Source organism: Bacillus sp. FSL K6-0069 (assembly GCF_038007785.1).
Lineage (GTDB): Bacteria > Bacillota > Bacilli > Bacillales > Bacillaceae_G > Bacillus_A > Bacillus_A mobilis.
Genome location: NZ_JBBOXN010000001.1, coordinates 1,157,429 through 1,169,484, shown reverse-complemented (window position 1 = coordinate 1,169,484; position 12,056 = coordinate 1,157,429). Strand labels below are relative to the sequence as shown.

At 37.7% G+C, this 12,056-nt stretch carries 11 protein-coding genes; 6 read left to right on the top strand and 5 right to left on the bottom strand.

Going from position 1 to position 12,056, the window contains the following annotated elements:
• Positions 1-59: 59 nt before the first annotated feature.
• The 4 genes from gerPC to gerPF are packed head-to-tail and all read left to right on the top strand — an operon-like array spanning position 60 to position 1,535.
• Complete coding sequence (gene gerPC / locus MHB74_RS05970) at positions 60-674, top strand: spore germination protein GerPC (RefSeq protein ID WP_061676294.1); 615 nt, start codon at positions 60-62, stop codon at positions 672-674.
• Between the two features lie 6 nt (positions 675-680).
• Positions 681-875 (top strand): spore germination protein GerPD, encoded by a 195-nt coding sequence (gene gerPD, locus MHB74_RS05965; RefSeq protein ID WP_001052807.1) that lies wholly within the window; start codon positions 681-683, stop codon positions 873-875.
• 15 nt (positions 876-890) lie between these two features.
• A complete protein-coding gene (locus MHB74_RS05960; protein ID WP_061676293.1) occupies positions 891-1,277 on the top strand; it encodes a spore germination protein GerPE in 387 nt (128 codons plus the stop codon).
• A gap of 42 nt (positions 1,278-1,319) precedes the next feature.
• Positions 1,320-1,535 carry a spore germination protein GerPF gene (gene gerPF, locus MHB74_RS05955; protein WP_001141570.1) on the top strand — a complete coding sequence of 72 codons (216 nt, stop codon included), beginning with the start codon at positions 1,320-1,322 and terminating at the stop codon, positions 1,533-1,535.
• A gap of 264 nt (positions 1,536-1,799) precedes the next feature.
• Here gerPF and MHB74_RS05950 read toward each other — a convergent pair whose 3' ends face one another.
• Entirely contained in the window at positions 1,800-2,180 is a 381-nt protein-coding gene (locus MHB74_RS05950) for a hypothetical protein (protein WP_061676292.1), read from the bottom strand.
• Between the two features lie 10 nt (positions 2,181-2,190).
• Positions 2,191-3,360, bottom strand: a complete 1,170-nt coding sequence (locus MHB74_RS05945) for a hypothetical protein (RefSeq protein WP_061676291.1) — start codon at positions 3,358-3,360, stop codon at positions 2,191-2,193.
• A 58-nt stretch (positions 3,361-3,418) separates the two neighbouring features.
• Here MHB74_RS05945 and MHB74_RS05940 point away from each other — a divergent pair, with 58 nt between their 5' ends.
• Positions 3,419-3,796 carry a DUF1433 domain-containing protein gene (locus MHB74_RS05940; protein WP_270401533.1) on the top strand — a complete coding sequence of 126 codons (378 nt, stop codon included), beginning with the start codon at positions 3,419-3,421 and terminating at the stop codon, positions 3,794-3,796.
• A 147-nt stretch (positions 3,797-3,943) separates the two neighbouring features.
• On the top strand, positions 3,944-4,360 hold the full coding sequence (locus MHB74_RS05935) for a DUF1433 domain-containing protein (protein WP_270401531.1): 417 nt from the start codon (positions 3,944-3,946) through the stop codon (positions 4,358-4,360).
• A 48-nt stretch (positions 4,361-4,408) separates the two neighbouring features.
• Here MHB74_RS05935 and MHB74_RS05930 read toward each other — a convergent pair whose 3' ends face one another.
• The 3 genes from MHB74_RS05930 to addB are packed head-to-tail and all read right to left on the bottom strand — an operon-like array spanning position 4,409 to position 11,946.
• Complete coding sequence (locus MHB74_RS05930) at positions 4,409-4,696, bottom strand: RNA polymerase alpha subunit C-terminal domain-containing protein (protein WP_061676500.1); 288 nt, start codon at positions 4,694-4,696, stop codon at positions 4,409-4,411.
• A gap of 12 nt (positions 4,697-4,708) precedes the next feature.
• Complete coding sequence (addA, locus tag MHB74_RS05925; protein ID WP_061676501.1) at positions 4,709-8,434, bottom strand: helicase-exonuclease AddAB subunit AddA; 3,726 nt, start codon at positions 8,432-8,434, stop codon at positions 4,709-4,711.
• Positions 8,431-11,946 carry a helicase-exonuclease AddAB subunit AddB gene (gene addB / locus MHB74_RS05920; protein ID WP_061676502.1) on the bottom strand — a complete coding sequence of 1,172 codons (3,516 nt, stop codon included), beginning with the start codon at positions 11,944-11,946 and terminating at the stop codon, positions 8,431-8,433. The genes addA and addB overlap by 4 nt, the downstream gene beginning before the upstream one ends.
• Positions 11,947-12,056 lie beyond the last annotated feature (110 nt).

Genomic DNA, 12,056 nt, shown 5'->3' with positions numbered 1-12,056 from the left:
TGTCATAAATATATAGCAGGAATATATTTACCCTCCCTATTGAAAAGGAGGTTTCACAAATGAATCAAGATATATATACTTACTTACACCAACTTCAGCAAGCTCTTCAAACACAACAAGCAGCCATTCTGAATTTAGAAGAACAAGTGCGTCAGCTCCAAAAAGAGCTTAACGAATTAAAAAATCGCCCCTCCTCTTCTGTAGGAAAAGTGGAATACAAATTCGATCAATTAAAAGTAGAAAACTTAAATGGCACTTTAAATATTGGTTTAAACCCATTTTCAGCAAAAGGACAGCAAATTGAAGATTTCCAAGTAGATACAGAAACTTTGAAGGTTAATCCTGAGACTGACACAAATCCAGACTTTTACCAAGGGATTCTTCAAGAAATGCATCGTTACTTAGATGAAGAAGCATATAATCGAATTCTCCATTTTGAACAAGAAGAGAGAACGCCGCTCGATGAAATGTATCGACAAATGATGGTTGATGACATAAAAAAACAGATGGAGCATAGACTTCCTTATTATTTAACACAAGCGCAATCATATGAAGGAATTTCAACAGACCCAGACTATTTACGAGATATTATTATTCAAGCAATGAAACATGATATCGACAAAGCCTTCCTCTCTTTTATTCAACACATACCGGGCAATTTCCGAAAGGAGTAAGTATGTATGAATCTTAACGTTGTAAATCGTGAATTAAAGGTCGGCCAGATTAAAATGAACGGTGTATCGTCATCTGCACTCTTTTTAATTGGGGATGCGAACCTCCTCATTCTATCTTCTATTCTTGATACACCATTTGAAACTGTAACAGAGGGGCCGTTTGTACCGTTAGTAACAGATGTCCCTCCTACTCCAGGTTAAGGAGACTGAGAAATTATGTTACATCATGTGTCTGTTGTCCAAAATGTTTCTATTATTTCTTTAGGGATTACTGCCGTGTTCCAAGTTGGAGATGCAAATCAAATGGAGTTAAAAAGTAGGGCTCTTGCCGTCCACCGGGAAATTCCTTGTTATATAAAAGGCGAAGGTCGCTTAGATGCATTTGAAATTTTTACAGATGAACACGTCACAATCCCAAAACGAACGACAGATGTAAAATTAAACATTGTCAATGAATGTCCTTTTATTGAAGTGAATGACGTTGAATTACGAACACTTTTAAATTCTGGTTGCTTTCAAATCGGAAATGTTGATTATGCTTTCAATAACTCTCGTATTATGCAAATCCGCCAATATATTACTGATGAACCTTCCGCTCCATAATTCATATAGTAATTAAAAAGCTTAGTAAAGTAGGTGGATGGTATGCCTTCCGTTGTTGGAAATCTCGTCGTTCAAAACAGTAATGGTTCTTTTAATTTAGGGGATTTTTATAACGTATCTCCGAAAGAAAATACGAAAGCTTATAATGGATCCGGAGCTTCCAATGTTGGATTTGTCGTGAATACTTTTAGCGGCGTTAGTGCAACAAATACGTTTGATTCTGATGTGGCCGATCAAGATCAGATTGGAACAGCGTAAAAAAAGAGGTGTTCCTTTGCAGTACCTCTATAGGTAGACAGTAAAAAAAGTGTCTCCGCTGCCTTTGGCATCAGAGACACTTTTTTTGATTTTTGAATAAAACCCCGTATTGTTTGGCATACTCAAACAAAAACTCCTTGATTCATATTTCATGAAGCCCCCGGAAGTTGCTCCGTTGGTCTCTAGTACAAACCGCGCCTCATTCTTACTCATATCTTAACAGAACCTGCTAAGCACTGGACTAGGATGATCAAGAAAAATACGTCATCTTTTCCCACAACTATTTGATAGTTGAACATATTGATTTAATAGATTATGGGCTGTTTCTTTTTCATATTTTTTTAATACTTCTTGTATTGCAGTACCTGTTTTACTTTCAAAACTTCCTTCTAATTTTGATGCTATATTACGGATACTAGTTTGTAGAACGTGAAATTCCCTAATATTTTTTTGTAAAGTAAGGTTGTCTTCCTTTATAATATCTAACGATTTCAAGTCTACCTCTGTTTTTAGCATTACGCGCTCCATTTGTCTTTCGAGTTGTTTTTTAGTGGCTTGTAATTCATCAATCATTTGATTGGCTAAGTCCCCTGTTGTATTAGCAATTTGACTTTCTATTTTTCTTATTTCTTCAATGAAATTCATTTTTCAACCCTCACCTTACTAATCCTTTGAAATTTTTATTTAATTGACCATCTTTGTCTCTTAATGAATTAGCTGCATAGATAATATCTTCCCCAAACTGTTGTAATTCTCTTTGTTTCTTTTTTAAATTATGTATTAATTCTTCTGCAAGTTGTACATTATAAAAACATTCTTGGCCATTTTGAGTTGTTTTTGCGACTTCTCGAATTGCATCGTCTATTTCATATTCTGCTAAAAGATGATATTTCCCACCTGGTTGTGTTTCATATTTTAATTTTCTTTTTAATTGTGAGATTCCCTCCGCTTCTTTTTGTTGAAACTCCTCTATATTTCTAATTACAGTAGATAATACATCGCCTAATTGTTGTAATTCTCTTGCATGTTTCATAATTTCATCAGGCTCTAACTCTAATCGGACACTACCATTTTTACGGAACATATCTTTAAAAGTCTTCATAGGATGTTCCCCCATAAATAACACTGCAAGAACTCTATCTACTCCATTACTTTTTGTTGTAAATTGTTTACCAATCATAGGTGCTCCGAACTGTTCAAAATTTCCTACAGCATCTTTTTTATGTGTATAATCTACGGCCTTATTTTCCATGACACCTTCATCTACCCGTTTTTTTGCTTTATCACTAAGTAAGCGATAAATATTTGGTGCAGCAAATGTTGTTGTATAGAAATTCCTCTCTGCAGCTACATATTGAGCTTCTGCGGCCCCTTTACTGTGTCCGGTAGTATGAACAGAAGTTGGTTCATATTTTTTATTCACTTTATCTACAAATTCTAGCGCACTATCAAATGATGTAGGTAGATTTTGTACCTTTCCATCTACCATACCTAAGTTTTTTTTCATCCCAGCTGAAATCTGAAATGTGTCTGTAGACAAGTCTCCATCAAATTTCCCGAACTCTGTTCCACGGAATGAATAGATTATATTTTCGTAATATTTTTTATTTAGTTTATATTCTTCTGCAGGCACTACAGCGATTGCTTGCAATCCGTTTTTTATTTTCTCTTTATCTGCATCTATCGTTTCTATAATTTTCCATTCCCGACCATTAAATCCTGTTATTTTTGCTCCCTTTTTTAAAATTTCGTCATCATAAACTTGATCTGATAGCTCAAAATAATCTTCATCTGTCGCAATTGGATTCTTTTTAAATTCATTCATATGTTCCAACTCATTTCATGGTATATTTTAACTATACTCAAATTCAAGGGGATATCCTATGAAAAATAAATTGGTAATTTTTACATTTGTTATTTTCATTATAGCAGGAGGGTATTTTACTATGGAATACTTAAAACATAAAGAACAAGAAGAAAAGTTTTGGAAAGTGCAAGAAGCAAGAGTAGAAAAGTATATACATTATAATATTAAGGATGTAAAAACAATTACATTTAAGGAACACAGTGTAAGTCCGATGGGTGTTCCTAGATTAAAAGGTTATATAAACAATGATGAAAAATTAGATTTTATAGCACGTATAAGCACGACCGAAAACTTTGAAGACAAATTCACATGTTCTGGAGAATTAGATGAATTGATAAAAAAACCAGCAAAATCTGTATCTGAAATTGAAAAACAAGAGAAAAGAGAAGAGTAGTCTTTGCACTACTCTTCTTTTTTGCGTCCTATAGCCCGTTTTTTTTGCTATATCACTAAGCAAACGATAAATATTTGGTGCAGCAAATTAGGTCCCAACTCGTTTCATGGTATATTTTAACTATATTCAAACTCAAGGGGATATCCTATGAAAAATAAATTGGTAATTTTTACATTTGTTATTTTCATTATAGCAGGAGGGTATTTTACTATGGAATACTTAAAACATAAAGAACAAGAAGAAAAGCTTTGGAAAGTGCAAGAAGAAAGAGTCGAAAAGTATATACATTATAATATTAAGGATGTAAAAACGATTACATTTACAAAACGGGATGTTAGTCCAATGGGTGTTCCTAGATTGAAAGGTTATATAAATAAAGATGTGAAATTATGGTTTATAGCCCATATTAGTACTACAGAGAATTTTGAAGATGATTTTGGACGTTCTGGAGAACTTAGGAAACTTATAAAAGATCCTGAGAAATCTGTAACCGAGAAATTGAAAAACAAGAGAAAAAAGAAGAGTAGTCTTTGCACTACTCTTCTCTTTTGCGTCCCGTTTTAAGAAGCATGCAACGGTACGTTTTTTATAAGGACTAAGGAAGTTATCTTTTTATTTAAATGATAACCCAGCTTCCTCCAAAGCCTTTCTAAGCTTCGGCATAGATGCAGGTCCCATCCCATGCAATTTCGAAATTTCTTTTTCACTATATCGTGAGAGTTCTTCTACAGTGTGAATGCCATGATGTTCTAATGCCCGTCTTGCTGGTGCTGATAGAAGAGAGAGAAAACCTTCTTTCGGCGTTCTCTCTTTCTCACAAGTCGGGCAAGTTGGACAGTCACTACTTTTATAGTATTCATGTCCTTTTTCACACGTTCTTAACGTTTTTTCCGTTGCCATTTTCAAGTCCCTCTATTCTTCAATTTCGACAACATGATTGCCATCAAAGAAGTATAAACATTTCTCTTTCACTGGGTGTTGCAAGCTTTTCTCAAGTGCCTTTGCATATAACGAAAGCTGTACTTTGTATCGATCTTCTAAAATTGGCTTCGCTTGCTCGAATCCGCCTGGGAATTTCCCTTCAATCGTATCTGTTTTAAAGTCGATTAACGTAATGCCGTCTTCCTCTTCAATCATACAGTCGATAACCCCTTGGACAAGAATTGATTCCCCGCTCTGCCCTTGCCAATCTTGATATGCTTCTTCTGCTGCAAGCATCATCGTAAATGGTACTTCACGCTCAACACTTTTCGCCGCTAATACCCTTTTACCTAGGTCACTGTCAAAGAATGAAATGACTTTTTCGATTGCTATTTCTTCGGCTTGTTCGAATGTTAATAGTTCTTTATTAACCATGCCACTAATTTGCTCCCGAATTACTTCTTCTGTAATCGGCTTCTTCAAATCAACATGTTGCATGACAGCATGAACTGCCGTACCTCTTTCAGCGTATGTTAATCCTTTTTTCTCCATAAAACGAGGACGTGTTTTAATTGGCGCACGCATTTTTTTAATAAAGGCATTATCGCTACCTTCTTCAGATTGATAATTTCTCTTTATTTCCGTAACAGATTGTTTCGCACGGTGAGATGTAGCTTCCTCATATCCGTACTTCCACATTAATCTATCGTACACTTCTTCTTTTCGTTCACTTTGCAGAGGAACAGCTTTTTTCTCACGAAGTGCTTCTAGTAATTCTTGTTTCTCTTCTTGAACCGGTTCTGGCGCAAGTAACGTGCTACCGTCTACAACTTCGACTTTCCAGCTCGTGTCATAGTCATAAATTTCACCTGGAATACTCCCTTGTCCTAATTCAAGAAGCATTTCACTATCACGATGTCTATATAATGAAGGTGCAATCCAGTCTAAATAACAAGACGCTCCGGCACGTATATGATCTGGTAATAACCATTCACTATGCTCCCTCGCATCAAGCCATTTTTCCATTTCCTTATTTGCATCCTTAACCGTTCCGATTAAAATTAACTTCTCTTTTGCACGCGTTAACGCTACGTATAATACGCGCATTTCTTCCGCGATTAACTCCATTTTCATTTTACGCTTAATTGCTAGTTGCGATAATGTCGTATATTTAATACGTTTACGAGGATCGATAAATTGCGAACCGAAACCGAAGTCTTTATGAAGTAAGAAGCGTTTCATTAAGTCCTGTGTATTAAAACGACGACCAAGCCCCGCAACAAACACGACTGGGAACTCTAATCCTTTACTTTTATGAATCGTCATAATACGAACGACATCTTCTTGTTCACCTAAAGCTCTCGCCGTACCCATATCGTCACCGCGTTCTAAAATACGCTCAATAAAGCGTAAGAAGCGGAATAATCCTCTAAACGATGTTGCTTCATATTGTCTTGCGCGGTCATAAAGTACACGTAGGTTTGCTTGCCTTTGCTTTCCAGCTGGTAAACCGCCAACAAAGTCGTAATAACCTGTCTCACCGTATACTTTCCAAATTAAATCAGAAAGTGACTGTTGGCGCGCGAATTCACGCCATCCTTGCAGTAAATTATAGAACCACTCTAATTTATCATGTAGTTCTTGTTCTTCCTCAAGCGGTGCCCCTTTTAAGAATGAGCTCATGACTTCATAAAACGAACCTTTCTTTCCGTGAGCACGAAGCGTCGCAAGTTCTTCATCATTTAATCCAACGATTGGTGAACGAAGCACAGCTGCAAGCGGAATATCTTGCATCGGATTATCAATCACGCGGAATACGTTCATCATAATATTTACTTCTGTCGCTTCAAAGTAACCAGTCGCAAGATCAGCGTATACTGGAATTCCTTGCAGCTTTAACTCTTCCATAATTTGCGGCGCCCACGGCATCGAGCGAAGTAAAATAACGAAATCGCGGTATTGTACAGGGCGCATACTATTATTTTTACGGTCATACACTTCATAACCTGAATCAACCATCGCTTTAATGCGCTGCGCCATAAGGCGAGCTTCAAGTTGCGCTTTTTCTACTTCTGCACCTTCTTCACCTTCTTGCACTTCTTCTTCCGTTCGCTGAATGCATAGTAGTTCTGCCGCTACATCTTCACCTTCTGGATAGCTAGCACCTAACTTTAATTCAGCGTCTGCATCGTAGTCGATTTCTCCGACTTCTTCGCCCATAATTTGTTTGAAGATAAAGTTCGTACCTGCTAACACTTCATGACGACTACGGAAGTTTTTCGCTAAGTCGATCTTCATTCCGCCGCCCGATCCTTCTTGTGTGAAGCGTTTATACTTTCCTAAGAATAAACCTGGCTCTGCTAGTCGGAAACGATAAATCGACTGCTTCACGTCACCTACCATGAATAAGTTTCCTTCACTCTCAGAATCTTTCGTTACGAATTTAATAATAGATTCCTGTACAAAGTTCGTATCTTGATATTCATCGACTAGTACTTCAGCAAATTTATTACGATATTGAAGCGCTACTGCTGATGGCTTCATTTCACCGTTTTCACTTTGTTCACTTAAAATTTGTAAACAGAAATGCTCTAAATCGGTGAAATCGACCATTCCTTTATCTCGCTTCATCGCTTGGAAGCGCTCTGTAAATACTTTTACAAGCTGTACGAGTTTTTCTAATACAGGATGCATATCTTGAAAATCTCGTAAGAAACTTTCAGGTTTGCGGCTAAATAACTCTTCTTGTAATTTCTTCACTTCATCTTTCGCTTTATTACGAAGAGAATCTACTTGTTTTACAACATCCTCGTTGTAATCACTTTTCTTAATACGCTTTAACGTTTGCCACGATACGTTTTTCATCGCCTCATACACACTTGTCCACGATTTACGAGCAGCTAATGATAACGTTCCAAGTAAAACCGCATCAGCTTGCAAGGTTTCAACGCGAGGCGCCGGGCCGTCAGGAAGCATTGCGAGTTCAGTCGCTTTACGAATATGTTGTTCCGCTGTTTCAAGCTGGAATTTCACATCTTCTAATAAGTAAGAAGCATACACTAAATCTTCAATTGTCTTTCCTTCTACGTCGTATGCTTCTACTAATTTATCAAGCCATTTTTCCGGATTTGGATGCGCTCTTGATTCTGTATGAAGCGCTAAAATCATACGCTGTAAGTCATCATCACTACGATCACTCGTATAACGATCAACGAGTTCAAAGAATATCGTATTATCTTCAATTCCATACTCTGCTTCTAATATGTCATCTAATACTTCTTCTTTTAATAATTCATTTTCTGTTTGATTCGCAATGCGGAAACGAGGATCAACATCAAGCATGTAGTAGTATCCTCTAATTACTTGTAAACAAAAGGAATGGATCGTCGAAATAGATGCTTTATTTAATAAGCTCAGCTGCTTTCTTACGTGCTGAGAGCTTGGCTCATCAATTAATACTTTTTCTAACGCTTCCCCAATTCTATTTTTCATCTCTTGCGCCGCTGCATTCGTAAATGTTACTACGAGCAGGCGGTCGACATCGACTGGATTTTCTTCACTTATAATCTTTTTAATAATACGTTCAACTAATACTGCTGTTTTCCCTGATCCAGCTGCTGCTGCGACTAAAATATCACGTCCGTTCGCTACAACTGCTTTCCACTGGTCATCTGTCCACTGACTACCTTCTGGTTTTTTAGGCCAATTTTCAATCATTCTCCGCCAACCTCCTCTCTAATTTTCTCCATCGCTTCGCTATCTTTCATATCTTTTAGCGTACGGAATTGATTATCTTCAAGTGATTCATCGAACTGACAAACAGATTTGAAGTTACAGAACGTACATGCCGCTTTATTCCCCTTTTTGTAAGGAGCAATATCGATAACGCCTTCTGTAATATCTTTTCCGATATTTTCAAACGTATGGTGTACGTATTTTTGCAATACGTTAAACTCTTGTTCACTTGCAATGCTCGAACGCGCACTAAAGCTACCATCTTTTTTCAGACCCGCAGAAATAATATCAGAGCTTCCTGTTGAAAGTTTGTTATCCATTAAACGAACAACATCAGCATCGCCTAGCACGAGTCCTTTCATTTTAAATTTCTTTAAAATTTCTTTCTCAATTTCCGCTTCAGATGCATCACCCTTCATCTCAACAATCGGGTTATGAATATGGAAGTACAGTACACCAGCAGGTGAAGCCGTGCCACCTTTTTTCATCCACGTATGTGCATTTGAAGTAACAACATCTAAATACGTTAACATTTGAAGTGCCAATCCGTAATACACTTCCGTTAAGTCTAATGCTTTTGAGCTTGATTTATAGTCAATAATACGTAGGAACGTACCACTTTCATCTTCTGCCTTATCAACACGGTCAATACGGCCAACTACTTCCATCTTCACACCATTTGGTAATGAGAATTCCATTGGCGGAAGTGATCCTGTACCGCCCATACCGAATGGCACTTCTAAATCAACTGGTACGAAACCACTTGATTTCGCGTGCTCACGAAGAATGATTGAGGTACGGAAAATGATTTGTTGTAGTTTTTGCTTTAAATAGAAATGACGGTTTGAACTTAATAAAATTTGTCTTTGTAATAACGGTGCAATCTCTTCTATTACTACAGCAGAAAGATGCTCACACTCTTTTATTGATAAATCCGCCCAAGTACGGTTTTCACGTAATAGCCTGTCTGCAATTCTCTTCAGCGCTGCATGGAATAGCTCGCCAATATCCGGTGCATCCAGCTTGAAAATATCACGCTCTCTTAATGATAAACCGTGCTGCGCGAAATGAGCATATGCGCAACGGTTAAATAGTTCCATACGAGAGACGCTTCCTTTTATTGTGTCTCCGTATAAATCTCTACTTACAACTGAACTTAGCTTTTGCGCACGATTTCGGTAAAATAGGCTTGATAATACGCGGCTACTTTTTTGCTTCCATTCATCTGAAGTAACGTAGAAGTTATATACGTCCCACCAAAAGTCTAAATTCCCTTCAAATCCGTATCGCTTCCACGTTTGAAGTTGCTGCATTACATATGACAACGTTACTTCTGGCGTTGCTACGTATGAAATTTGTTCCGAACGTGATAAATCATTTACGTCATTCGTAATAAATGTATCTTTCACATCAGGGAACATTCTTTTTATTTTCTTAATAAAGCTAGACGCAAGTAACGTCTTTCCTTCTTCATCTGCTAGCGGACAAGAAATATATAATTTCTCAGTCGCTCTCGTTACCATTTGGTACATAACGAACTGTTCTTCTAATAAAGTTTGTCTCGTCGTTGGTGCTAATTCGATACCTGCAGCACTAAGAACATCTCTTTCTTCATCAGACAGCATACCTTCATCCATAGGTGCTGCTGGAATTACTCCTTCATTCACGCCAATGACAAATGTTGCTTTCACATTTGATAATCTAGAACGATCAATATTCGCAATTAACACTTGGTCTAATGACGGCGGAATGTTTGCGAATTGAAGCGCCTCAAGACCTGTCGACATAACGTCTGTGAACATAGAAAGTGACATTTTCTCTTCGCCTAGCATTTCAACGAACGTATCAAGAAGACTCATTACTTCTTCCCATACTTGCTCATGATCTGTCGCAAATAAGAAATCTCCGCTCTCTTCTGCACGAACACGTAATGCTTCTAGTTTTTTCGGAACGTCCAGCTCTTCTAAAAATAAGTAAACAGCTTCGCACATTTGCATAACTGTTCCCGCACGCTTCAATCTTTTTTGCATACGAATAACAGGCGTTCTTACAACGTCGCGTAGTCGATTTATTTTCTCTTCCATTTCACGTTCACTGTCTGTAATCATCCCGTCTGTATCGTCAAGAGAACGATAGCGGCGATACATCCACGGATCTTCTGAAGTCCATCTCTTCCCTTGTACACCGTACGCTAAACAGTAGTTTTCAAACTCATCCATCTCTTCGCGCATCGTTTCTTTTCTTACGTCTAATGGATATAAAAGCTCTGTTTTCACGCAGCGAAACACTGCATCATAACGCCAATTCCCGCTAATAATCTCTAGTGCAGAACGAATACATTCTACTAGCGGATGATGTGACATCGGGCGTTTTTCATCGATGAAGTGCGGGATATTATAATCTGTAAATAACGTTCGCATCACATCGTAATAACTTTCTCCATTACGAAGAAGAACCGCAATATCTCGGTAACGGTAGTCTTCATCCGCCACAAGTCTACGAATTTCACGGGCAACACCTTCTACTTCAGCTCGTAAATTCGCTGCTGTATGAATCGTTACACTTGCTTCCCCGTAAAACTTTTCATTCGGACGCGCTTCATAATGCGTTTCTAAATGCGCTAATGCTTGCGAATGAAAACGTGGTTGTTCCATAAGTGGAATCGTTTTTTCAATTTCTATCTTCTCTTCACGTGCTACTTGCTTTATTTTTTCATACGTTAATGTCGTTTCATAAAATAAATCTAGTTCATTTACTGGCTGCGCTAACGTTTTTTCATCTATCGTTAACGTGATCGTAACTCTCGCTCCGCAAATCATAAGCTGTCTTACAATTTCTAGTTCTTGCGGTGAGAACGAATGGAATCCATCTATATAAATTTCAGCCCCATTTACATATTCAGATTGCGGAAGCTTTTCCACTAGCAATTGCAGGTAGTCTTCTGAATCTAAATATTTTCCGATTAAAGCACGTTCAAAATCATCATATAATAGTTGTAGATCATACACTTTATTCGCTAATAACTTTTGTTCGGCACTGCTACTATGTGCATCTAATTGTTGCCACATTTCATATACGTTAGATGGCGTCACGTTATAACGTTTAAACTCCGCAATCATACTACCAAGATGTTCAAAGAAACCGTTTTGCTCCGCTGCTTTTTGGAACACTGATAATCCATCTTTACGAGACTCTACAATTTTACGAAGTAACATATGTACGCCCGCTTCATCAATATGAAGACGACTCGCTCCGCCAACTTCTTGCAGCACCTTCCACGCTAACCGTGAAAAACTAAAAACTTGTGCCCGAATAGAACCTCTAACATCCTCACTACCAATTAACGCCTGCTGCGTTTGGAATGTCATCTGTTCTGGCACAAGATATAATATTGTTTCCCCTCTTGGACGTTGCTTTAACTCTTCTTGCACTTCGTGTAAACAAAGTGTACTTTTTCCACTTCCCGCTCTACCAATCACAAATCGAAGTGACATGTAACCCCACCTTTCACTTACATAACGAACGTTAGTTTGCTACTATAATTGTATTATAGGACACGAAAAAAGACAAACGGAGTAGTTTGTCTTTTACTATACTTCTACCT